The organism is Streptacidiphilus jeojiensis (assembly GCF_042510965.1).
Taxonomy (GTDB): domain Bacteria; phylum Actinomycetota; class Actinomycetes; order Streptomycetales; family Streptomycetaceae; genus Streptacidiphilus; species Streptacidiphilus jeojiensis.
Genome location: NZ_JBEUKS010000009.1, coordinates 139,482 through 162,547, shown reverse-complemented (window position 1 = coordinate 162,547; position 23,066 = coordinate 139,482). Strand labels below are relative to the sequence as shown.

Genomic DNA, 23,066 nt, shown 5'->3' with positions numbered 1-23,066 from the left:
TCACATCTCAGCGGTACCCCAGGAACCGGGGCCGGGCGGAACGTTTCGCCCGGTCCCGGTTCCGCCGTTCGCGCCGATGCCAGTCTGGAGCCTGCGACGGGCGAGCCTGCGGCGGACCACCAGGAACAGCACCAGGCCGGCGGCCAGCAGCAGCACTCCCGCGCCCAGGAACGGCCAGGGGCTCCACTCGTCTGTGCAGTTGCTGCCCTCCGCAGTGCCGGTGCAGACCGTCCCGGGGCCGCCCCGGTTGAGGTAGGCGATCCACAGCAGCGGCAGCGCCGGCCCGGAGAGCGCCCCGGGCAGCCCCACCGGCGAGCCCCGGCGGGACGCCAGCCACGCGGTCGCCCCTGCGGTCAGAGCCAGGACGAACACCCCGATGCTCAGCAGCGTCGCCAGCGCCAGCGCGTAGCCGCCGCCGATCAGCGCCCAGGCACCGAACCAGAGCCAGGAACGGTCGGGCATCACTCTGCTCAGCTGCGCCCTCACCTTGCTCACCTGCGCTTCCGCTTGAAGATGTCCAGCAGGGAAGCGACCTTCCCGGCTCGGTCGAACAGGGCCAGCGCGGGTTCGCGTTCGCCCTCCAGGTTGGCCAGCAGCTCCAGCCCCAGGTACATCGCCACGATGCCGTGGGCCAGTTCGTCGGGCGGCAGCAGCCGGGCGGCGGGGGAGCCGGCCAGGGCGTCCCGCACCGTAGTGGCCGCGAACTCGCGCCAGGGCCGGATCCGGGCGGCCACCTCGGGTCGCAGCTCGGGGTTGAACTGCGCCGCGGCGATCATCTCCACCAGGACGGTGACGTGCCCCTGGTCCAGGTCCTCGTCGAAGACCGACCTGGCCGCCCGCACCAGCCCGGCCAGGCCCTCGGCCTGCGCCACCATGGCCCGGTAGCGGGCGTCCCGCGCCTCGCTGACGGCGTCCAGGGCGGCCAGCTGCAGCCTGGCCACGGAGCCGAAGTGATAGAAGATCAGCGCCTGGTTGCAGCCCGCCCGTTGGGCGATCTCGCGGGCACTGGCCCCGGCGAAGCCGTTCTCGCGCAGGGCGGCCGTGGCGGCTGCCACCAGCGCCGCCCTGGTCTCCTCGGACTTCCCCAACTCCGGCCTCCGGTGGCGCTGTTCTTTTGAGCAGTCGCTCAAATTGAGCGACTGCTCAAAGAGTAGGGACCGGTGCGGCGGGGTGACAAGATGTCAGTTCGATCGGCACCGCTGTGATCCGTATCACTGGAACCCGGCCGTCGCGGCGGACAGGACATCCTGTGGACCAATCCCAACGAGCAAGGATCAGGGCCGGGGATGCCGGTGCCTTCGCCGAACTCTTCGATGCCCACGCCCGAGCCGTCTACCGGTACGCGGTGCGCGGTACCGCCGACTGGTCGGCGGCCGAGGACGTCGTCTCGCTGACCTTCCTGGAGGCCTGGCGGCTGCGCGGGACGCTGCGTCCGGAGGGCGACAGTCTGCTGCCCTGGCTGCTCGGCATCGCCACCAATGTGCTGCGCAACACCGCGCGTTCGGCCCGGCGGCACCGGGCCGCGCTGGCCCGGCTGCCGCTGCGGGAGGCCGTTCCCGACTTCGCCGACGAACTGGTCGGACGGATCCGGGACGCCGAGCAACTGGCCGCCGCGCAGCGGGCGTTGGCCGCGCTGCGGCGCGGCGACCGGGAGGTGTTCATGCTCTGCGTCTGGTCGGGCCTGGACTACGCCGCGGCGGCGGAGTCCCTCGGAGTGCCGGTCGGTACCGTGCGGTCCCGGCTCTCGCGGGCACGGAAGCGGTTGCGGGCCCTGGCGCAGAAGGAACTCGAACAGAAGCAGGAACCGCTCGGCCGGAGCGGACAGCACTCGGTGGGACGCGTCGAGCCGTCCCGGTCGACGGAGGAGAAGTACCGATGAGTGCCCATGAAGACCTGGACCGGCTGCTGCCGGCCCCCGGTGACCCGGAGCTCCCTCGCGACCGCCATGTCCTGCTGAGGGAGCACCTGATGCGCGAGATCACCGACCAGAACCCGCCCGCAGCTGCCGCGGTTCGCCCGAGGTCAGTTCGCCGACTGCTCATTACTGCGGGGTCGCTGTCGGCGGCCGCTGCCCTGGTGGTCACCTTGGCCGTGGGCAGCCAGCCGACCGGGCCCGGGGCGGCTGCGCCCGGCACCGTCTCGGGGTCGTCCGCTCCCTCTGCGCCGAACACCGCGGTGGCCCTGCTCGACCGCGCCGCGACGGTCGCCGACGTCCAGCCCGCCGTCACCCCGCGGAGCGACCAGTTCATCTACGTCGACGTCGCCTACGTGAACCCCGACGCGGATGTGGGGCGGACGCCGGGCAAGGTCCGCCACCTCCAGACCTGGTTCCCTGCTGACGGGAACATCCGAACGGGGAAAGCGATCGACAACGGCTTCAGCTACTTCCTCCCCAGCGGGGAGCAGCCTGACAGGTCGAGCTACCACTACCTGAGCACACTGCCTACCGACCCCGAATCCCTGCTGAAGCGGATCTACGCAGAGACTGCCGAGACCGGGGCGCAGCAGAACGCCGACCTCTACAGCCGCGACGACCGGGCGTACTCCCGCATCGGACAGCTGCTGGGGGAGGCACTGCTGCCGCCGAAGCTCAGCGCGGCCCTCTACCGTGCAGCCGCGCTGATCCCAGGAGTGGTGCTGGTGCCCAACACCGTGGACGCCGTCGGGAAACACGGCATCGCAGTGGCCCGGGTGAACTCCTTCAGCGGGGTGCGCATGGAGTGGATCTTCGACACCACCACCTACGCATTCCTCGGCGAGCGTGATGTCCAGGCGGCCTGGGGGCGGGTGTCGAAGGCAAAGCCCGGCACAGTCCTCCGCATCACCGCAGTGCTCGCCCGCACCGTCGTGGACCTGATCGGCCAGACCCGCGGACCCGCCGTCAGCGCACCGCGGGGCCCGGCACCGGCCCCCGCGACGACTGGGCCGGGCACCGGCCCGTTGCTGCCGGCGGGTCAGTCGGTGGTGCGGAAGGCCAGGACCACGTTGTGGCCGCCGAAGCCGAAGGAGTTGTTGAGGGCGGCGATCCGGCCCTCGGGGAGCTTGCGGGCCTCGCCGGTGACGATGTCGGCGTCGACCTCCGGGTCCAGGTCGTCCACGTTGAGCGTGGGCGGGGCCTGGCGGTGGTGCAGGGCCAGCACGGTGGCGACGGTCTCGATGCCGCCGGCGCCGCCGAGCAGGTGGCCGGTCATCGACTTGGTCGCGGAGATGGCGATGTGGTCGACGTGGTCGCCGAGCTCCTTGCGCAGCGCCTTGATCTCGGCGACGTCGCCCTGCGGGGTCGAGGTGGCGTGCGCGTTGAGGTGCACCACCTCGGCCTTGTCCAGGTCGGTCGACTCGAACAGGTGGGCCAGCGCGCGGGCGATGCCGGCGCCGGTGGGCTCGGGCTGGGCGATGTGGTGGGCGTCCGAGGACAGGCCCTGGCCCACGGCCTCGCAGTACACCTTGGCGCCGCGGGCGGCGGCGTGCGCGGCGGACTCCAGCACGATCACGCCGGCGCCCTCGCCCAGGACGAAGCCGTCACGGGCCTTGTCGTAGGGGCGCGAGGCGGCCTGCGGGTGCTCGTTGTTCTTGGACATCGCCATCATGTTGGAGAAGGCGACGATGGGCAGCGGGTGGATGGCCGCCTCGGTGCCGCCGGCGACCACCACGTCGGCGCGGCCGGTGCGGATCATCTCGATGGCGTAGCCGATGGCCTCGGCGCCGGAGGCGCAGGCGCTGACCGGGGTGTGCACGCCAGCCCGCGCGCCGATCTCCAGACCGACGTTGGCCGCCGGGCTGTTGGGCATCAGCATCGGCACGGTGTGCGGGGAGACGCTGCGGACGCCCTTCTCCTTCAGCACGTCGTACTGGTCGAGCAGGGTGGTCACGCCGCCGATGCCGGAGGCGACGACCGCGCCGAGGCGGTCCGGGTCCACGGTGGAGCCGGGGGCGGTGGCCGCGGTCTCGAAGCCGGCGTCGGCCCAGGCCTCGCGGGCCGCGATCAGCGCGAACTGCGCCGAGCGGTCCAGCCGGCGGGTCTGGTGCTTGGGAATGACGTCACCGGGCTCCACCGCCGTGCGGGCGGCGATGCGCACCGGGATGTCGGTGGCCCACTCCTCTTCCAGGAGCCGTACCCCGGAACGCCCGTTGACCAGGCCCTCCCAGGTGGAGGCGGCGTCGCCGCCGAGCGGCGTGAAAGCGCCGATCCCTGTGACGACCACGGTGCGGCTGTCGTTGGTCACTGCAAATCTCCCACGTGTACGTCTGCTGGATTGGGCTGAGGAGGGGGCGGGGCGCCCCCGGCCCGGTAGCGGGCCGGGGGACGACCCGGGTCGAGCCGCTGAGGCTCAGCTGCTGCGAGTCAGCTGTTGGCGAGGATGAAGTCCACGGCGTCGCCGACGGTCTTCAGGTTCTTGACCTCGTCGTCCGGGATCTTCACGCCGAAGCGCTCCTCGGCGGCGACGACGACCTCGACCATGGACAGCGAGTCGACGTCCAGGTCGTCGGTGAACGACTTGTCCAGCTCGACGTCCTCGGCCGGGATCCCGGCGATCTCGTTGACGATCTCCGCGAGACCGGAAAGGACCTCGTCCTTGGTGGCCATGTCGGCACTCCTTCGTGTTGTGCACTGTCCGTGCCCGCCGGAATGCGGAGCACGGTCGTCATTGTGGATTCGTGACTTACGGCAGGGTAACCACAGCGGCCGCGTAGACCAGACCCGCCCCGAACCCGATGATCAGGGCGAGGTCGCCGCTCTTGGCCTCGCCGCTCTGCAGCATGCGCTCCATCGCCAGCGGGATGGAGGCGGCCGAGGTGTTGCCGGTCTCCGCGATGTCGCGGGCGACCGGAACGCTCTCGGGCAGCTTCAGCGTCTTGATCATGGCATCGATGATGCGCATGTTGGCCTGGTGCGGGATGAACGCGCCGAGCTGGTCGGCGGTGATCCCGGCGGCGTCCAGGGCGCGCTGGGCGGCCTTGGCCATCTCGTAGACGGCCCAGCGGAAGACCGCCTGGCCCTCCATCCGCAGGGCCGGCCACTTCACCTCGTCGCCGGTGCCGTTGACGGCGTCCGGCTTGGCGAAGGCGGTGTCCCAGGCCTGCGTCTGGCTGATGACCTCCTTCTGCGCCCCGTCGGAGCCCCAGATCACCTTGCCGATGCCGGGGGTCTCGGACGGGCCGACCACGACCGCGCCGGCGCCGTCGCCGAAGATGAAGGCCGTCGAACGGTCCGTCACATCGGTGAGGTCGGACAGCCGCTCCACGCCGATGACCACGACGTACTCGGCGCTGCCGCTGCGGACCATGCCGTCGGCCAGGCTGAGGCCGTAGCCGAAGCCGGCGCAGGCGGCGGAGATGTCGAAGGCCGGGGCGGTGCCGCAGCCGAGCCGCTGGGCGATCTCGGTGGCGATGGCGGGGGTCTGCTTGAGGTGCGAGACGGTGGCGACGATCACGCCGCCGATCTGCTCGGGGGCGATCCCGGACTGGGCGATGGCCTTGGCCGCGGCCTGCACCGACATCTCGGCGACGGTCTCGTCCGGGCCGGCCCAGCGGCGCTCGGTGATCCCGCTGCGGGTGCGGATCCACTCGTCCGAGGAGTCGATCCAGTTCAGCACCTCGGAGTTGGGGATCACCCGGACCGGGCGGTAGCCGCCGACGCCCAGGATGCGTGCGAACGCGGCCCCGGTGCTGGGGGTGATGGCAGGAGTGGCAGTCATGAAGCGGTCCCCTCGGGTGCGGCGTGCTCAGCGATCAACTCGCGGGCCTTGTCGAGGTCGTCCGGAGTCTTCAGAGCGAGGGTAGCCACCCCCTTCAGGTTGCGCTTAACCAGGTTGGTCAGCGTCCCAGCAGGTGGGACCTCGATCACACAGGTCGCGCCCAACCGCTCCAGGGCCTCCATGCACAGGTCCCAGCGGACCGGGTTGGCGACCTGCGAGACCAGCCTGCTCAGCACCTCGGCGCCGCCGTCCACGGTCTTGCCGTCGGCGTTGGAGACATAGGCGGTCTGCGGGTCCTGCACGGTCAGGCCCGGTGCGAGCCGCGCCAGCCGCTCCACCCCGGCGGCCATGTGCTCGGTGTGGAAGGCGCCGGCGACCGAGAGGGCGATGATCCGGGCCTTGGCCGGCGGGTCGGCCTTGAAGGCCTCCAGCTGCTCCACCGTGCCGGCGGCGACGATCTGGCCGCCGCCGTTGTTGTTCGCGGCGGTCAGGCCGTGCTCGGCGATCTTGGCGGCCACCTCGTCGGGCTCACCGCCCAGCACCGCGCACATCCCGGTCGCGGTCTGCGCGGCGGCCCCGGCCATGGCCAGTCCGCGCTGCCGGACGAAGGCGACGGCCTGCTCGGGCGACAGCACCCCGGCGAACGCGGCGGCGGTGATCTCACCGACGCTGTGCCCGGCGACCGCGCCCAGCCGGGCCGACGGTGCGTCGGAGCCGGGGAACAGCACGGAACCCGCGGCCATCCCGGCGGCGACCAGCAGCGGCTGGGCGACGGCGGTGTCCTTGATCGTCTCCGCGTCGGCCTCGGTGCCGTACTGCACCAGGTCGAGCCCGGCCACGGCGGACCACCAGTGCAGCCTGTCGGCCACACCGTCGACCTCGAGCCAAGGGGCGAGGAATCCTGGCGTCTGGGCGCCCTGTCCGGGAGAAACGATTACGAGCACAGAACCAACCTTCTCTCGCCGGACGTACCGGACGCGGGTGGGGACGGCGACCAATAACCGCAGCCACCGTTGTGGATTCTCTACAGTTCGCTACTTCAGCAGGTCACTCGGGGTGTCCCTGCCCCCGGGCCGGTCGGCCGGGGGTGCGCCCGGGGGCGTGGCGAACGGCCCCCCGGGAGGTCGCAGCCGCAGGTCATGACGGTTGCAGCCGCCCCAGCGCCAGGGCGATGCGCAGAGTGAAGGCGGAGCGGACGTCGCTGGGCGCATACCCGGTGACATCGGTCACACGCCGCAGTCGGTAGCGAACGGTGTTGGGGTGAACGAACAGCATCCGCGCCGCACCCTCCAACGAGGACGCCTGCTCCAGGTAGACCGACAGGGTGTCCAGCAGCGCGGACCCGGCCTCGTCCAGCGGGGTGTAGATCTCCTCGACCAGCTGGGTGCGGGCCGCCTGGTCCCCGGCCAGCGCCCGTTCCGGCAGCAGGTCGTCGGCCAGCACCGGCCGCGGCGCGTCCGGCCAGGCAGCGCAGGCCCGCAGTCCGGCCGCGGCGGCCTGGGCCGAGCGGGTCGCCGACAGCAGGTCGCCCACGGTCGGGCCGATCACCACCGGACCCGCCGCGAACTGCCCGATCAGCGCCCGGGCGGCCGGGACCGGGTCCCAGACCCGGTCCGGGTTCCGGCCGCCGTCACCGACCACGACCACCAGCCGGGCGCCCAGCACCCCGGTCAGCACATGCAGCTTGGCGTGCCGGGCGGCCCGGCGGATGGCCTCGACCACCAGCTCGCTGTCCCCGGCGGGCGCGCTGCCCATCACCACCATCACCCGGTCGGGCGATCCCCAGCCCAGCGCCGCGGCCCGGGACAGCACGCCCTCGTCGGCGTCGCCGGACAGCAGCGAGTTGACCACCAGCGCCTCCAGCCGGGCGTCCCAGGCCCCGCGCGCCTCGGCGGCCTGCGCGTACACCTGCGCCGTCGCGAAGGCGATCTCCCGGGCGTAGACCAGCACCGCCTCGCGCAGCCCGTCCTCGCCGCCCGGTGCCGCGACCTCGTCGATGGCCTCCTCGACCACCTCGATGGTGGTGCGGATCATCTCCACGGTCTGGCGCAGCGTCACCGCCCGGGTCAGCTCGCGCGGGGCGGTGCCGAACACGTCGGTGCTGATCGCCTGGGGCGCCTCCGGGTGGCGGAACCACTCGGTGAAGGCGGCGATACCGGCCTGGGCGACCAGACCGATCCAGGAGCGGTGCTCCGGCGGCATGTTGCGGTACCAGGACAGCTGCTCGTCCATCCGGGCGATGGCCGCGGTGGACAGCTTCCCGGCCGCCTTCTCCAGCCGTTTGAGCGTGGCGGCATGCCGCTCGGCCCGCTCGGCGGCGGTCCGGCGCTCTATCGCCGTCCCCCGGGGCGATCCCCGGCGCTCGGGCTCCGGCCCGGGCCCGTCCGGCGGCGCGGCGGGCGGCGTCGCCCTGGCTGCGGCCTTCTTGGCGGTCTTCTTCGCTGGCTTATCGACTGGGACGGCTGGCACAGGCACAAGACTGCCCTACGTACGGAGGGATGCGCGCCGAGCAGGAGCTTCCCGATGCGTGGCAACGGTCACAACCCGGGCACGGTAGCGTCGGGCGCGTGTCCGAACAGCCCGCCCCCGCCCTCACGGTCCACCTCGCGTTCGAGCGCTACGCCTCAGCGCCCGAGCCGGGGGTGCTGACCCGGCACGCCTTCTCCTTCGCGGGCCACTACGACCCGGCGAACACGCATTTCGGGGCGCTGCTGGCGTGCAACGAAGAGACCCTGGCGGCCGGTGCGGGCTTCGCCCCGCACAAGCACCGCGACACCGAGATCCTGACCTGGGTGCTGGACGGCGCGCTGGCGCACCGGGACGACCACGGCCACGCGGCGGTGGTCCGGCCCGGACAGGTGCAGTACCTGGGCGCGGGCAGCGGGGCCGTGCACAGCGAGGGCAACGTCGGCGCCGCGGCGGGTCCGGTGCGCTTCGTGCAGTTCTGGCTGCAGCCGGACGAGTTCGGGGCGGAGCCCCGCTATGCGCTGCGGCCCGCGCCGAACGGTTCCGGGCTGCTCACCCTGGCCGGCCTCGGCGAGCTGCGGCGCGCGGACGCGGCCCTGCACCTGCTGCGGGTCGGCCCCGGCGCGGCGCTGCCCGCGCTGCCTGCGGCCGACTACCGCTATCTGCATGTGGTCCGCGGCGGCCTGGGCTTCCGCACCGCGGGCGGCCCGCGCGGCGTGGGCCGGGAGCTGGGCCCCGGCGACAGCCTGAGGATGAGCGGGGCAGCGGCCGTGCCGGTCGATCCGGTGGCGGGGCCGGAGGGTGTGGAGGCGCTGCTGTGGGAGATGCACTCGGCGGTGCGCTACGGCTGAGCCGGGGGATTTCTGGTGCGGACCGTAGGTGGTCGGGCGCGCAGTTCCCCGCGCCCCTAGGTAGGTGCAACTTACTCACAGTGGGTCAGTTGCAGCCCCCCAGGGGCGCGGGGAACTGCGCGAACAGCCATGCACACGCCGCAGCCGGGATCCGTCAGAACCCCCTCGTTCAGCCGGCCAGTTCCCTCAGCACCGCGTCGGTGAACGGGGGCCACAGCTCCGCGGCCCAGGTGCCGAAGTCGCGGTCGGTCAGGGCCACGCAGGCGGCCCCGGCGACCGGGTCCACCCACAGAAAGGTCCCGGCCTGGCCGAAGTGGCCGAAGGCGGTGGGGGCGCTGTTCCGGCCCATCCAGTGCGGGGCCTTGTGGTCGCGCAGGTCGAAGCCGAGGCCCCAGTCGTTGGGCCGCTGGTGCCCGAAGCCCGGCAGTACGCCGTCCAGGCCGGGGAAGGCCACGGTGGTGGCCTCGGCCAGGGTGGAGGCGTGCAGCACCCGGGGGGCCTGCAGTTCGGCGGCGAAGCGGGCCAGGTCGGCGGCGGTGGACACACCGCCCGCACCGGCCGGGCTCTTGGACGCCGGGTCGATCCGGGTGTCGGCCATGCCCAGCGGCTGGAACACGGCCTCGGCGGCGTACTGCGGGAAGGGGATGCCGGTGGCCTTCTCCACGGTGTCGGCCAGCACGTCGAAGCCGGCGTTGGAGTAGAGCCTGCGGGTGCCGGGGGCGGCCATCTGCCGGTGCTCGTCGAAGGCCAGCCCCGAGGTGTGGGCCAACAGGTGACGCACTGTCGAGCCCTCGGGGCCGGCCGGCTGGTCCAGCTCGACCGCCCCCTCCTCCACCGCGACCAGCACCGCGAACGCGCTCAGCGGCTTGGTGACGGAGGCCAGCGGGAAGGCGTGCTGCTGCGGTCCGCGCGCCCCGGCCAGGGTGCCGTCCCGGAGCACCACGGCGGCGGCCGCCGTCGGTACCGGCCACTTGTCGATCATCAGCAGGCTGTCCATGACGGACAGACTATCGATGCCGGGTGGCCGGACCGGGGCGGCCGTGCCGCGGCGGACCGATGACGGCTGACAGATGACGACAGCTGTCAGCCGCCGACCGTCACCTGCCGGGCGTCAGCCGATGACCGCGATGCCGTCCGTGGTGACGGTGGGCCGGCCCGAGGTGCCGACGACCACGATCTTCACGGTGTGCTTGCCGCTACCGGACCAAGTCTTGGTCCACACCGCCTGGTGGTAGGCGGTGCTGGTGGCCTTGAGGTCCACCGTGCCGACCTTGACGCCGTCGACGTAGACGTACGCCTGTCCGGAGGTGGTGGAGCGGTTGGCGACCCAGGCGACCGAGCGGCCGCTGAAGGTCCAGCTGATGGTCGCGTTCTTCGCCTTGGAGGTGTAGGCGCGTCCGCCGAGGAAGTTGCTGCTGGAGCTGGTGATCCAGCTGCCGGTGCGGCTGGACGAGGTCTCCGGCACCAGCTTCGGGGTGGCGCTGACCGAGGCGGTGGCGGTGTTGCCGGCAGCGTCGGCCGCCCGCAGCGTGAACAGGCTGCTCTTGCCCACGGCCTGCCAGGTCCACCAGCCGGTGGCCGAGGCACCCAGCGTCGCGGAACTGGGCGAGGTGGCGTTGACCGAGGCCAGCGCCAGGTTGTCGGCGGCCCGCCAGCTCAGCAGCACCGGGACGCTGCTCGCGTAGACGGTGCCGGTGCGCAGCCCCACCGAGGGGGCGGTGCTGAAGGTCGGTGCGGTGTTGTCGCGGACCAGGGTGAACGCGGCCGACGTGGTGGCGGCGCCGCTGACGTGGGTGGCCACCACCTTGACGCTGTGGCTGCCGGCGCCCACGGTGACCGCGGCCGAGGTGGCGCTGCCACCGGTGCGGGCGACCACATTGCCGTCCACCAGGACGGCGAAACCCGAGATCACCGCGCCGGGGGTGGCGGTGGACCAGCTGACCGTGACACTGCCCTTGGTGTACCAGCTGCTCCCGGACTTGGCGGCGCCGGCGACCCCGGTCACCGACAGGCCGGTCACCGGCCCGGCCGCGTAGGAGCGGATCAGGCCGAGGTCGTTGTACAGCTGGTTGCCGGGGCAGTCGGTGGCGAAGCCGTCCCGGTGCCCGGACACCGCGTTCAGGGTGACCTGCTGGCCGGTCGTGAACTTGTTGCCGCTGCCGGCGTAGGTGCCGGCCTCGACCAGGGTGCCCTTGCCGGTCAGCGGGCTGGTCTTCGACATCCCCAGCTTCCAGGCGGTGATCCGGGCGATCGAGCCCAGCATGGCCTTGGTGGGCGTCGCGCCCTTGCCGTCGGCCGAGTCGCCGCCCGTGAGGTCGGTGTAGGTGCCGATCGCGGCGATGCCCATGCTGTTGGTGTTCAGACCGTAGGTCTGCGCGCCCACCACCGGCAGCGCCTGGCCGCCGAAGCGGCCCTCGAAGATGGTGCCGCACTTGTCGACCAGGTAGTTGTAGCCGATGTCGCGCCAGCCCTGGACCTTGACGTGGTAGGCGTAGATGCTGCGGACCATCGCCGCCGAGCTGGAGCAGCTGTAGCTGTTGCTGTCGTCGGTGTGGTGCACGAACACCACCTTCACCGCGGTGCCGTAGGCCGGGTAGCCGGTCTCGCGCAGGCACTCGTCGGCGCCCCAGGAGGCCCGGCTGACGACGGTCGGGGCGGCGATGCTGCTGCTGGTCACGGCCGGCAGCGGGGAGGGCGAGGTCTTGGTGGTGGTCGCGGCGCCCGTGCAGCTGGGGTAGGCCTGGGCCAGGGTCGGCAGCTGGGAGGCGACCGGCGTGGCACTGGCGCTTACGGACGCCGAGGCGCTCGCCGAGGCCGACGTGCCGGCGGAGCCGGACGCGCTGGCGGACGCCGAGGCGGAGGCTGACGCAGTGGCGGTGGTGGTGTCCTCGGCGCTCGCCGAGGCGGAGGCGCTGTCCGTGGCGGCCGCACTGCCGGTGTCGGTCGCCGTGTCGGTTGCGGAGTCCGTCGCGGTCGCGCTGGCGCTGTCGGTCGCGCCGGTGCTGTCCGTTGCCGCGGGGGAGTCGCTCGCAGTGTCGCTCGGCGAGGCGGAGGTGTCGTCCATCGCGTAGCCCGCTGCGGCCATGTCCGTCGTGGATCCGCCAGTGCCGCTGGCGACGCCGGGGTCGACCAGGTCGACGGTGAGCCCGGCCGGGAGGGCGGTCACGCCCTTGGCGGCGGCGACCCGGACCTGCACCCCGTCGGAGGGGCCGACCCAGTGCGGCTCGGTGCCGCCGCGGACCCCGCTGCGGCCCAGCTCGTCCGGGTCCGGGAGGGAGTCCTCGGCGCCCAGTGCGGTCCACCCGCTCCAGCGGCCGTCGGCGCTGGACCGGGTCCGCACCTCGACCGTGCCGGAGAGCTTGGCGGCGGCGCCGGTCCAGGTGACGCCGACGGAGCTGAACGCCTTGGTGGAGCGGGCCGCCAGGGTGGCGCTCCGGTCCGAGTCCGCGGTCAGGGCGAGCGCGCTCACCGAGGGGACGATGGGCTGGGCGGTGGCGCCGGCCGAGGTACCCGAGGCGCTGCCCGATCCGGAGTCCAGGACCGCGACCACACCGGCACTGCCGACCAGCAGGACACCGGCGGTCACCAGCGCCCGCGTCCTGAGTCGCTTCCGACTGCGATCGACGCCGCGTGCTCGTCTGCCCATGTCCCGCCCCTTGTGTTCCGGTCGACTGTAAATCGGCTGATCCTATTGGGGGCGGGCCGCCGGGTCGCGGACCGGGGCGTCGGTTGTGACCGCCCGGTGCGCTTGCTTAGAGCGCACTCAAAGTCGGTAGGTTCGAAACATGGCACCGGCGATCGCGGCACTGCAGACATCGGACTCGGCGGCAGCACCGGCGGAGGCCGACGACACGCCGCGCCACACCATCGGCGAGGTGGTCGCCAGGATCGGACTCACCGCGCACACCCTGCGCTGGTACGAGCGGATCGGCCTGCTGGAGCCCCCGGCCCGCTCGCACTCGGGCCAGCGGCGGTTCAGCGACCGCGACCTGGTCTGGCTGGAGTTCCTCAACAAGCTCCGGCTGACCCAGATGTCGGTGGCGGACATGGTCCGCTACGCCGAACTGCGGCGCGAGGGCGAGCACACCGCCGCCGCCCGCCAGGAACTGCTGATCCAGCACCGCGACGAGGTGCGCCGGCGGATCGCGGACCTCCAGGCCACGCTGATGATCATCGACCACAAGATCGACTTGTACGCGGAGAGGCAGACGCAGACATGAGCAGCAACAACGCCATCGCGACCACCACGCTCGGCACCGGCGGCCCGGTGGTCGGCGTCCAGGGCCTCGGCTGCATGGGCATGAGCGACTTCTACGGGGAGACCGACACCGCCGAGGCCCTGGCCACACTGGACCGGGCCCTGGAACTCGGGGTCACCTTCTTCGACACCGCCGACATGTACGGCTTCGGTGAGAACGAGAAGCTCATCGGCCCGTTCGTACGGGCCAACCGGGACCGGGTGGTGGTCGCCACCAAGTACTCCATCGAACGCCGGATCGACGACCCCACCTACCGGGCCGTGCGCAACGACCCGGCGTACATCCGGCAGGCCGTCGACGCCAGCCTGAGCCGTCTCGGCGTGGACGTCATCGACCTGTACTACATGCACCGCCGCAACCCCGAGGTGCCGCTGGCCGAGTCGGTCGGCGCGATGGGGGAGCTGGTGACGGCGGGGAAGGTCAAGTACCTGGGCCTGTCCGAGGTCACCGGCGCCGAACTGCGGGAGGCGCACGCGGTGCACCCGATCACGGCGCTGCAGTCGGAGTGGTCGCTGTTCTCCCGGGACGTGGAGCGGACCGCGGTGCCGACGGCGGCCGAGCTTGGGGTGGCCTTCGTGCCCTACTCGCCGCTCGGCCGGGGCTTCCTGACCGGTGCCTTCGCCCATGCGGGCGAGCTGGGGACGGCCGACTTCCGCAACCACCAGCCCCGCTTCACCGGCGACAACGCCGCGCACAACGCTGCGCTGCTCGCCCCGGTGCACAAGATCGCGGCAGCGCACGGGGCCACGGCCGGGCAGGTCGCCCTGGCCTGGGTCCAGCAGCAGGCCGAGGTGCACGGGCTCGCGGTGGTGCCGATCCCCGGGACGCGGCGCAGGTCTCGTCTTGAGGAGAATGCGGGAGCGACGGCGCTGCACCTGAGCTCCGAGGAGTTGGCCGCGCTGGAGCCGATGGCCGCCGCGGTGGTGGGCGACCGGTACGCGGACATGACGGGGACGTCGGCCGCCCGCGAGTAGGCCTTTGGCTTGTCGCGCAGTTCCCCGCGCCCCTATGGGGCGCGGGGCAACCCCTAGAGCCCTGAGATGCACCCGCCGTTGTTGTTGCTGCACACCACGTCCTGGTACCGGTCCAGCGCGATGTCCGCGAAGTTCCGCAGGCTCGCGGTTCCGGGGGACAGGTACCCGTTGTGCCCGTTGGCCCCGGTGGAAGCGATCACGCGGGAGCCGAAGTCGGTGCTGGTCGGGTCGGCCCCGTGGCCGAGCCCGGCGACCTCCAGGTAGGGCACGTTGCCGATCCAGTCGCCGGGGTTGCGCGCGGTGGCCCACAGTCGCACCCCGGTGCCGAGGTCCGCGGCGTCGGAGACGTCCATCCCGGGGCTGCCGAAGACCACCATGTCGGTGACGCCCTGCGGGGCGTCGATCTTCGGGGCGGCGATCCCGCACACCACCGAGCCGTAGGAGTGGCAGTACAGCGAGGGCGCCGTCTCCGGGTGCGAGGTGATCTTGAGCCCGTCGAGCAGGCTCTCCAGCCGCGGCGCGGCGGCCTCCGCGAGGCGGGCCGTGGCCGCGTCCGCGCCCAGTCCGACCGGGGTGACGTAGCCGGACCAGGCTATGACCGCGGTGCTGGTGCCCGGCGAGACCGCCTCCTCCTCGGCGCGCAGCGCCTGCGCCATCCCGGCGGCGCCCTTGAGCGGCTGGTCGGTGCGCTCGAAGTGGGCCAGGTCCATGTCGGAGCCGGGGACCAGCACCGACACCCGCTGGGCGGTGGACAGGTTGCCGTACACCTCGGCCACCAGGCCGCGTCCGCGCGGGTCGAAGGCCAGGATCTGGCGGCCGGGGGTGAGCAGCGTGTTCAGCATCCCGACCCGTCCGGCGGCGGAAGCGCGGTCGGAGGCGGTCAGCGAGGTGTCGGCGGCGCGGGCCTTCTGGGTGGCGAGCTCCTGCTCCATGGCGATCGCGTTGGCCTGGTAGCGCAGGGCCAGCGGGGCGCCGTCGAAGTTCCCGACCACCAGCGGGTAGGCGTGTACCAGCCGCTGCTGCTGGGCAGTGGTGAGGGAGGCGAAGAACGCGGCGACCTCGGCCGCGGTGGCCTTGGCCGGGTTCGGGAGGTCGCGGCCCAGCGAGTGGTCCTGGGTCCAGGCCTTGCTGCCGGCCGGCGGAGTGGTGATCGCGATCTGCTCGTCGGAGACCGCGGCGCCCGCGGCCGCGGCACCGGTGCCGGCGAGAACAGTGAAGGACACCATCGCAGCTATCAGCGTGCGCCTGAACCGCATACGCGTGACTCTCCTTGGGCGTGGGGCGACCGTCATACGGGCCGTGCCCGGAGGTCTTGCTGAGATGCTCTGCGTCAGCGTAAGCGCAATACCGGTCTGCGTACGCTGTACCCGGTACAACCAAACTGCGACAACCGTCACAAGGAGCGCCAATCGGCCCACAGATTCACGGCTGCTTCACACACGGAAAGCCCTCGCGAAGCCTGCGGGGACCCAGGTGGACCCGGGCCGGCGGCCACGCGGACCGTCCCCGGAACGAGGGAACCGGTGTGATGAACGGCTTCGCTCGTGTCGGCGGCCTCAAGGCTTTTCTTACCAGCGACCTATCTCACCCGCCGCACCCCTGGCGCAAGGCGCACCTCGGGCCCGCACCCCGGTAGCGGGGTGCGGGCCCGAGGACTGCGGGGCTGGGGTCAGCTGTGCTTCCAGGTCACCGTGAAGGCGTTGCCGCCGGAGAGGGCGGAGGTGGTGGCCTTGGTGGTGGAGCCGGAGGCCATGTTGATCTGGTCGGGGGAGAAGTTCCCGATCGGCTGGCCGTTGGCGGTGGCGCTGGTGAAGGACGCGGTGCCGAAGTTGGTCAGCGGCAGCACGCCGGAGCTGCTGGACGGGGCCTCCGCGATGACCTCGGCGGACGCCAGCGCGGCGCTGGCCAGGGTCTTGGTGACGGTCCTGCTCCAGCCCTGGGTGGTGTCCGAGAGCACCAGCTTGAAGGAGCCGCTGCCGCTCTCGGTGACCGAGGAGGTGAAGTGGTCGCCGGGCCGGACCGTGTTGGAGAAGTTCACCGGGTAGGCCGGGTACATCTCGTACCACGCGTAGTACTGCGGGGAGCCGCCGGAGCAGTCCACCTCGCTGCCGGTCTGCTCGACCGAGTTGCTGCCGTCGCCGTCCAGTCCGATCCAGAAGCTGGAGTAGGTGGTGGCGCTGGTGCACTTGCCGGTGGGCTGGACCCAGCTGGCGCTGACGCTGGTGAACTTGGCGCCGGTCGCGGCGTAGCCGGACCAGTTCGAGGACGTGCTGTTCCGTATTCCGCCTACCTGCGCGACCATGTGGTGGCCGGCCGGGGAGGACAGCTGCAGCGGCGCGTTGCTGAACGCGGGGGCCGCCACGGCCAGCCCGGGGGCGGCGGAGCCGAGGACGGCCAGCAGGCCGGCGGACAGGGCAGTGATGCGACGGGTCGTCGACATGGTGCTCCTTCTCGCGGTGGGGATCCCGATGTTGTCGGAGTACCGTCAAGGTAGCGGCTGCTGCCACCCCGCACAGTGGTTTAACAGAAATCCACACCGAAAAACCTCGGCCCGGCGACGGTGACGTCGCCGGGCCGAGGCCGGATACCGCAGGTGCTGAGGGAACTGACTGCAGGTCAGGCGTCTCCGCCGGCCGCGCCCGGGTGGGCCGCCGCCACGTCCAGCAGCTGGTAGCGGTCGATGGCCACCTTCAGCGCCGAGCGGTCGACCTTGCCCTGCTTGGCGAGCTCGGTGAGCACCGCCAGGACCACCGACTGGGCGTCGATGTGGAAGAAGCGACGGGCCGCGCCACGGGTGTCGGCGAAGCCGAAGCCGTCCGCGCCCAGCGACTGCCACTGACCCGGGACCCAGCGCGCGATCTGGTCCGGCACCGCGCGCATCCAGTCCGAGACGGCCACGAAGGGGCCCTCGGAGCCGCTCAGCTTCTTGGTGACGTACGGGACGCGCTGCTCCTCCTCCGGGTGGAGCAGGTTGAACTCCTCCACCGCGACGGCGTCACGGCGCAGCTCGTTCCAGGAGGTCGCGGACCAGACGTCGGCCTTGACGTTCCACTCCTCGGCCAGGATCCGCTGGGCCTCCAGAGCCCACGGCACGCCCACGCCGGAGGCGAGGATCTGCGCCGGGATCTGGCCGCCGGTCGCCGGGGCGTACCGGTGCAGGCCCTTGAGGATGCCGTCCACGTCGACGTTCTCGGGCTCCGCGGGCATCCGCATCGGCTCGTTGTAGACCGTCATGTAGTAGAAGACGTCCTCGCCGTGCGGGAACTCGGCGCTGCTGCCGTACATCCGGCGCAGGCCGTCCTGGACGATGTGGGCGATCTCGAACCCGAAGGCCGGGTCGTAGGCGACCACGGCCGGGTTGGTCGAGGCCAGCAGCTGGCTGTGGCCGTCGGCGTGCTGCAGGCCCTCGCCGGTCAGGGTGGTGCGGCCGGCGGTGGCGCCCAGCACGAAGCCGCGCGCCAGCTGGTCGGCCATCTGCCAGAACTGGTCGCCGGTGCGCTGGAACCCGAACATCGAGTAGAAGACGTAGACCGGGATCAGCGGCTCGCCGTGGGTCGCGTAGGAGGAGCCGGCGGCGATCAGCGAGGCGGTGCAGCCGGCCTCGGAGATGCCGTCGTGCAGCATCTGCCCGTTCGGCGACTCCTTGTAGGCGAGCAGCAGTTCGCGGTCCACCGACTCGTACAGCTGGCCCTGCGGGTTGTAGATCTTCGCCGAGGGGAACAGCGAGTCCATGCCGAAGGTGCGGTACTCGTCCGGGGCGATCGGCACGAAGCGCTTGCCGATCTCCTTGTCCCGCATCAGGTCCTTGAGCAGCCGGACGAAGGCCATGGTGCTGGCCATCTCCTGCTTGCCCGAGCCCTTCTTGAGCAGCTTGTAGGTGTCGTCGCCGGGGAGCTCCAGCTTGACCGGGCGCACCTTGCGGGTCGGCATGTAGCCGCCCAGCTCGCTGCGCCGGTCGTGCATGTACTGGATCTCCTCCGAGTCGCGGCCCGGGTGGTAGTAGGGCGGGTAGCCCTCGTCCAGCTGCTTGTCGGTGATCGGCAGGTGCAGCCGGTCGCGGAAGCGCTTGAGGTCCTCGGTGGTCAGCTTCTTCATCTGGTGGGTCGCGTTGCGGCCCTCGAAGTTGGGACCGAGGGTCCAGCCCTTGACGGTCTGCGCCAGGATCACGGTCGGCTGGCCGACGTGCTCGCGGGCGGCCTTGAACGCGGCGTAGACCTTGGCGTGGTCGTGGCCGCCGCGGCCCAGGTGCTGGATCTGCTGGTCGGTCAGGTCCTCGACCATCTTCCGCAGCCGCAGGTCGCCGCCGAAGAAGTTCTCCCGGATGTACGCGCCGGACTCGGTGGCGTAGGTCTGGAACTGGCCGTCCGGGGTGGTGTTCAGCTTGTTGACCAGGACGCCGTCGCGGTCCTGCGCCAGCAGCGGGTCCCAGCTGCGGTCCCAGATGAGCTTGATGACGTTCCAGCCGGCCCCGCGGAACTGCGACTCCAGCTCCTGGATGATCTTGCCGTTGCCGCGGACCGGGCCGTCCAGGCGCTGCAGGTTGCAGTTGACCACGAAGGTCAGGTTGTCCAGGTTCTCGCGGGCCGCGAGCGACAGCTGGCCCAGCGACTCCGGCTCGTCCATCTCGCCGTCGCCGAGGAAGGCGTAGACGTGCGAGTTGGAGGTGTCCTTGATGCCGCGGTCGCTGAGGTAGCGGTTCATCCGGGCCTGGTAGATCGCGCCCAGCGGGCCGAGGCCCATGGAGACGGTGGGGAACTCCCAGAAGTCCGGCATCAGCCGCGGGTGCGGGTAGCTCGACAGGCCGTAGGGGGCCTTCGACTTCTCCTGGCGGAAGGCGTCGAGCTGCTGCTCGCTCAGTCGGTCCAGCAGGAAGGCGCGGGCGTAGATGCCGGGGGAGGCGTGGCCCTGGAAGAAGATCTGGTCGCCGGACTCGCCGTCGGCGTCCTTGCCCCGGAAGAAGTAGTTGAAGCCCACGTCGTACAGCGACGCGGAGGAGGCGAAGGTGGCGATGTGGCCGCCCACGCCGATACCGGGGCGCTGCGCGCGGGAGACCATCACGGCCGCGTTCCAGCGGGTCGCGTTGAGGACCTTGCGCTCGATCTCCTCGTTGCCGGGGAAGAACGGCTCGTTCTTGGTCGCGATGGTGTTGATGTAGTCCGTGCTGCGCATCTCGGGCACGGCGACACGCTTCTCGCGGGCGCGCTCGATGAGCCGCAGCATCAGGTAGCGGGCGCGTTCACGGCCCCGCTCGTCGATGGCGGCATCGAGCGATTCCAGCCACTCGCTGGTCTCCTCGGGATCGAAGTCCGGGACCTGGCTGGGCAGGCCGCCAATGATGATCGGGTTGCGATCGGATCCGGAAGCCACGCTGTTCCTTCACTGTCGGTCGAACTGAGGTGGTGTCGCGCCGCCTCCATCGTGGACCGCAGGTCGAGAAACGTCATCTCTACCAGTGGGTAACCGGTTCGTGCCCTGGGATGTCTGCATCCAAAAGCTCCCCATTAGGGTGAAACCGGCCCAGCTGTGCAGACGGAACCCTGGGTGGGGGTCCTGGCTGCGACGTAGCGGCCCGACCGAAACCACGACGTTGTGGTGGTGGGAGGCTGGGGAGGGCCAATCAGGAACTCTACGCCCGGCGGAGCAGTGCTCCGGAACTGCTGTACGGGGAGTGAGGGGGCGGCGCGAGGGGTAAGTGAGTCGGCAATCCGCTGCGCGGATCCGCCGCACCGCTTGATACTGGGGCAAATGGGCGTGATGTGTGTCACGCTCGGCGGCGTGTCGCGTTGCGGCGCATCGTCGTCGGTACGGGATCGGGGAGCGGGTACTTGCGCTGAACGCCCCGCCCGTGTGGACTACGGCCACAGCCCTGCCTTCAGGAGGCAGGGTCGGATATAGGAGGCAATTCCCGTGAGCGCGACCGCGGACCCCGCGGAGGACAGGACCAACCCGGCAAACCGGTTGGGATTCCAGCCCGGACAGGTGGTCCAGGAGCTCGGCTACGACGACGACGTCGACCAGGATCTGCGTGAGGCCGTCGAGGACCTCACCGGCAGCGAACTCGTCGACGAGGACTACGACGACGTCGCGGACGCCGTGCTGATGTGGTTCCGCGAGGACAGCGAGGACGGCGATCTCACCGACGCCCTCGTCGACGCCCAGGAGTACCTGGTGGAGGGCGGCCTGGTCTGGCTGCTCACCCCCAAGACCGGGCGTACCGGGCACGTCGAGGCCAGCGACATCGCCGAAGCGGCGCAGACCGCCGGCCTCTCCCAGACCAGCACCGTCGCCGTCAGCAAGGACTGGCAGGCGGTTCGGCTGGCCACCCCCAAGGCCGCCAAGGCAGGCCAGCGCTGATCGGCTGACGGCGTAACAGAGGGACCGACAGCTCAACACTGCGACGGCTCGCCGTACCGGCCGCCCGGCACCACGGGTTCGGCCGATACGGCGGGCCGTTGCGTTCTGCAACAGGCAGAATGCTGGGATGGACCATCATCGCGGCGTCGCCACCGGGCCGCCCGGAGAACTCGCCGAGCGGACCCTGGGGGCCTGGGACGGGCTGCTGGAGCTGGCCCGGACGCTGCCGCCCGCGGGCCTGGGCCGGCTGGCGGAACTGGGCTCCTGGCCCGAGCGCCCGGTGCTGGCCCGGCTGATGGCCCAGGCCCGCGACTCCGTCGGCTACTCCGCCCGCGGTCCCGCCCCGACGCCGTCCGAGGCACCGCCGTCCCAGGCGCCGCTGTCCGAGACGCCGCCGCCCGAGGCACCGCGGCAGGACCACTCCGACGAGCCCCCGGCCCGGATCCTGGCAGCCCTGGACGAGGCGCGGCGCAGGATCGCCGAGGCGCTGGCCGAGGTCGAGCGGGAGCCCGGGCTGGCCCTGCTGGAGCTGAACTCCGCGCTGGGCCCGCTGCCGCTGCTCACTCAGATCCACGCCTCCGCCCACGAGGTCGCCCTGGCGGCCCTGGACTGCTTCCCGGACCGCGCCGCCGCGCGCGCCGGACTCTCCCCGGCGGTCACCGATGCCGCCGTCGCCGCGATGGTGGACGTGGTCGGGGCACTGGCCCACCGGCAGGGGCTGCGCGCCGAGGCCGGGGTGTGGGGCGAGGGGACCAGTGGCTGGGTGTTCCGTGCCGACGCGCAGGGATGGCGGACCGAGTCCGGCACCGGTGGCGGTCCCGGAGCCGACACCCCGGGCATCGAGGGGGCCGCGGCGACCGTGCTCGGCGTCCCGATCGGGCGCGCGGCGCTGCCCTCGCTGCTGGCCAAGGGGGAGATCCGGCTGCACCGGATCGGCGGGCTGATGGCGCTGGCCCCGCTGGTGGAGCAGGTGCCGGGGCTGCCCGGCGGCGCGCTGCTGCGGCGCGCGGTGGGTGTGGTGGGACTGCTCGGGCGACTGCCCGGTCTGCGCTGACCCGGACCCCCGCGCCGGCGCCGCAGCGCAGCGGGTGACCTGGATGCGGGACGGGCCGGACCCGGGTGGCAGGATGAGCGCGGGCACGACGTCCGCAAGGGTTCCGCCGGCGCTGAGCCGAGGGCCCGCAAGCATCCCTGAGAGGTAAGCATGGCTATCGAGGTCGGCACCGAGGCTCCGGACTTCGAGCTCAAGAACCAGCACGGTGAGCTGGTCAAGCTCTCCGACTTCCGCGGTGAGAAGAACGTCGTTCTGGTCTTCTACCCCTTCGCGTTCACCGGCGTCTGCACCGGTGAGCTCTGCAGCCTGGAGAAGGAGCTGCCGCAGTTCCAGAACGACGACGTGCAGATCCTGGCCGTCTCCAACGACTCGCCGTTCACGCTGCGCGTGTTCGCCGAGAAGGAGGGCCTGGAGTACCCGCTGCTGTCGGACTTCTGGCCGCACGGCGCCGCTTCCCGCGCCTACGGCGTGTTCGACGAGGAGAAGGGCTGCGCGGTGCGCGGCACCTTCGTCATCGACAAGGCCGGCGTGGTCCGCTGGACCGTCGTCAACGGCCTGCCGGACGCCCGCGACCAGCAGGAGTACCTGAAGGCGCTCGCCGCCATCTGAGCGGCGTCGCCTGGAAATCTCCGGTAAGACCCCTCGGTGGTGCGGCTTGCGGTATGCGTGATCCCGACATTTTAGGGAACTGGCCACTACGATCGATCCGTTGGCTGGACAGAAACCGCAACCGCACCAACGGGGGCACGGCGAAGTGCTCCCCCTGCATCTGGAGGACTCGTGGGTGTCAGCCTCAGCAAGGGTGGCAACGTCTCGCTCAGCAAGGAGGCGCCCGGCCTGACCGCGGTCCTCGTCGGCCTGGGCTGGGACGCTCGTACCACCACCGGCGCAGACTTCGACCTGGACGCCAGCGCCATCCTCACGTCCGAAACCGGCAAGGTCGTCTCGGACAAGGACTTCGTCTTCTACAACAACCTCAAGTCCTCGGACGGCTCGGTCGAGCACACCGGTGACAACACCACCGGTGAGGGCGAGGGCGACGACGAGGTCATCAAGGTGAACCTGGCGGCCGTCCCCGCCAATGTCGCCAAGATCGTCTTCCCGGTCTCCATCTACGACGCCGAGAACCGGCAGCAGAGCTTCGGCCAGGTCCGCAGCGCCTACATCCGGGTCGTCAACCAGGCCGGCGGCCAGGAGATCGCGCGCTACGACCTCACCGAGGACGCGTCCACCGAGACCGCCATGGTCTTCGGCGAGCTGTACCGCAACGGCACCGAGTGGAAGTTCCGGGCCATCGGCCAGGGCTACGCCTCCGGCCTGCGCGGCATCGCCCAGGACTTCGGCGTCAACGTCTGACGTCCAGGACGCCTTTCTCGTAGGCTGCCCGCGGCCGTCGTGCACGGCCGCGGGCA

At 71.6% G+C, this 23,066-nt stretch carries 20 protein-coding genes and 1 pseudogene; 9 read left to right on the top strand and 12 right to left on the bottom strand.

Annotated features, from left to right (window positions below):
- Entirely contained in the window at positions 1-462 is a 462-nt protein-coding gene (locus tag ABUW04_RS24845; RefSeq protein WP_380566665.1) for a hypothetical protein, read from the bottom strand.
- A 29-nt stretch (positions 463-491) separates the two neighbouring features.
- A complete protein-coding gene (locus ABUW04_RS24840; protein ID WP_380566664.1) occupies positions 492-1,088 on the bottom strand; it encodes a TetR/AcrR family transcriptional regulator in 597 nt (198 codons plus the stop codon).
- A 161-nt stretch (positions 1,089-1,249) separates the two neighbouring features.
- Here ABUW04_RS24840 and ABUW04_RS24835 point away from each other — a divergent pair, with 161 nt between their 5' ends.
- Together ABUW04_RS24835 and ABUW04_RS24830 are read left to right on the top strand one after the other, a co-directional pair.
- A complete protein-coding gene (locus ABUW04_RS24835; protein WP_380566663.1) occupies positions 1,250-1,879 on the top strand; it encodes an RNA polymerase sigma factor in 630 nt (209 codons plus the stop codon).
- Positions 1,876-2,748: pseudogene (locus tag ABUW04_RS24830) on the top strand (CU044_5270 family protein); the annotation flags it as partial. The gene ABUW04_RS24835 and the pseudogene ABUW04_RS24830, both read left to right, overlap by 4 nt.
- Positions 2,749-2,954: 206 nt before the next feature.
- Here the strand turns inward: ABUW04_RS24830 and ABUW04_RS24825 are convergent.
- The 5 genes from ABUW04_RS24825 to ABUW04_RS24805 all read right to left on the bottom strand — a co-directional run bounded on the left by ABUW04_RS24825 (position 2,955) and on the right by ABUW04_RS24805 (position 8,030).
- Positions 2,955-4,223: a beta-ketoacyl-[acyl-carrier-protein] synthase family protein gene (locus ABUW04_RS24825; protein WP_380566662.1), complete on the bottom strand. Its 1,269-nt coding sequence runs from the start codon at positions 4,221-4,223 to the stop codon at positions 2,955-2,957.
- Positions 4,224-4,342: 119 nt separating this feature from the next.
- A complete protein-coding gene (locus ABUW04_RS24820) occupies positions 4,343-4,585 on the bottom strand; it encodes an acyl carrier protein (protein ID WP_030251060.1) in 243 nt (80 codons plus the stop codon).
- A gap of 76 nt (positions 4,586-4,661) precedes the next feature.
- Entirely contained in the window at positions 4,662-5,696 is a 1,035-nt protein-coding gene (locus ABUW04_RS24815; RefSeq protein WP_030251063.1) for a beta-ketoacyl-ACP synthase III, read from the bottom strand.
- Positions 5,693-6,640 (bottom strand): ACP S-malonyltransferase, encoded by a 948-nt coding sequence (locus ABUW04_RS24810; RefSeq protein ID WP_380566661.1) that lies wholly within the window; start codon positions 6,638-6,640, stop codon positions 5,693-5,695. The genes ABUW04_RS24815 and ABUW04_RS24810 overlap by 4 nt, the downstream gene beginning before the upstream one ends.
- Before the next feature lie 193 nt (positions 6,641-6,833).
- Positions 6,834-8,030: a PucR family transcriptional regulator gene (locus tag ABUW04_RS24805; protein WP_051725015.1), complete on the bottom strand. Its 1,197-nt coding sequence runs from the start codon at positions 8,028-8,030 to the stop codon at positions 6,834-6,836.
- 233 nt (positions 8,031-8,263) lie between these two features.
- Here ABUW04_RS24805 and ABUW04_RS24800 point away from each other — a divergent pair, with 233 nt between their 5' ends.
- Positions 8,264-9,013: a pirin family protein gene (locus ABUW04_RS24800; protein ID WP_380566660.1), complete on the top strand. Its 750-nt coding sequence runs from the start codon at positions 8,264-8,266 to the stop codon at positions 9,011-9,013.
- Between the two features lie 169 nt (positions 9,014-9,182).
- Here ABUW04_RS24800 and ABUW04_RS24795 read toward each other — a convergent pair whose 3' ends face one another.
- Entirely contained in the window at positions 9,183-10,010 is an 828-nt protein-coding gene (locus ABUW04_RS24795) for a serine hydrolase domain-containing protein (RefSeq protein ID WP_380566659.1), read from the bottom strand.
- 114 nt (positions 10,011-10,124) lie between these two features.
- Positions 10,125-12,599 (bottom strand): N-acetylmuramoyl-L-alanine amidase, encoded by a 2,475-nt coding sequence (locus ABUW04_RS24790; protein ID WP_380566658.1) that lies wholly within the window; start codon positions 12,597-12,599, stop codon positions 10,125-10,127.
- A 199-nt stretch (positions 12,600-12,798) separates the two neighbouring features.
- On the opposite strand from ABUW04_RS24790, the gene ABUW04_RS24785 reads away from it, so the two are divergent.
- Both ABUW04_RS24785 and ABUW04_RS24780 read left to right on the top strand, forming a co-directional pair.
- Positions 12,799-13,233, top strand: coding sequence for a MerR family transcriptional regulator (locus tag ABUW04_RS24785; RefSeq protein ID WP_030251079.1), 435 nt, complete (start codon positions 12,799-12,801; stop codon positions 13,231-13,233).
- Positions 13,230-14,246: an aldo/keto reductase gene (locus tag ABUW04_RS24780; RefSeq protein ID WP_380566657.1), complete on the top strand. Its 1,017-nt coding sequence runs from the start codon at positions 13,230-13,232 to the stop codon at positions 14,244-14,246. The genes ABUW04_RS24785 and ABUW04_RS24780 overlap by 4 nt, the downstream gene beginning before the upstream one ends.
- 53 nt (positions 14,247-14,299) lie before the next feature.
- Here ABUW04_RS24780 and ABUW04_RS24775 read toward each other — a convergent pair whose 3' ends face one another.
- From ABUW04_RS24775 to aceE, 3 genes are all read right to left on the bottom strand, one after another.
- Positions 14,300-15,502 (bottom strand): alpha/beta hydrolase, encoded by a 1,203-nt coding sequence (locus ABUW04_RS24775; protein WP_157623632.1) that lies wholly within the window; start codon positions 15,500-15,502, stop codon positions 14,300-14,302.
- Positions 15,503-15,915: 413 nt separating this feature from the next.
- On the bottom strand, positions 15,916-16,686 hold the full coding sequence (locus tag ABUW04_RS24770) for a G1 family glutamic endopeptidase (protein WP_030251087.1): 771 nt from the start codon (positions 16,684-16,686) through the stop codon (positions 15,916-15,918).
- Positions 16,687-16,862: 176 nt separating this feature from the next.
- On the bottom strand, positions 16,863-19,613 hold the full coding sequence (gene aceE, locus ABUW04_RS24765) for a pyruvate dehydrogenase (acetyl-transferring), homodimeric type (protein ID WP_030251090.1): 2,751 nt from the start codon (positions 19,611-19,613) through the stop codon (positions 16,863-16,865).
- A gap of 540 nt (positions 19,614-20,153) precedes the next feature.
- Between aceE and ABUW04_RS24760 the strand changes: the two genes are divergently transcribed.
- The 4 genes from ABUW04_RS24760 to ABUW04_RS24745 all read left to right on the top strand — a co-directional run bounded on the left by ABUW04_RS24760 (position 20,154) and on the right by ABUW04_RS24745 (position 23,010).
- The gene (locus ABUW04_RS24760; RefSeq protein ID WP_030251092.1) at positions 20,154-20,600 is read left to right on the top strand and encodes a DUF3052 domain-containing protein; all 447 of its coding nucleotides are present in this window, start codon (positions 20,154-20,156) and stop codon (positions 20,598-20,600) included.
- 127 nt (positions 20,601-20,727) lie between these two features.
- A complete protein-coding gene (locus ABUW04_RS24755) occupies positions 20,728-21,654 on the top strand; it encodes a hypothetical protein (protein WP_380566656.1) in 927 nt (308 codons plus the stop codon).
- A gap of 150 nt (positions 21,655-21,804) precedes the next feature.
- A complete protein-coding gene (locus ABUW04_RS24750) occupies positions 21,805-22,263 on the top strand; it encodes a peroxiredoxin (RefSeq protein ID WP_030251098.1) in 459 nt (152 codons plus the stop codon).
- Between the two features lie 171 nt (positions 22,264-22,434).
- Positions 22,435-23,010, top strand: coding sequence for a TerD family protein (locus tag ABUW04_RS24745; protein WP_030251101.1), 576 nt, complete (start codon positions 22,435-22,437; stop codon positions 23,008-23,010).
- Positions 23,011-23,066 lie beyond the last annotated feature (56 nt).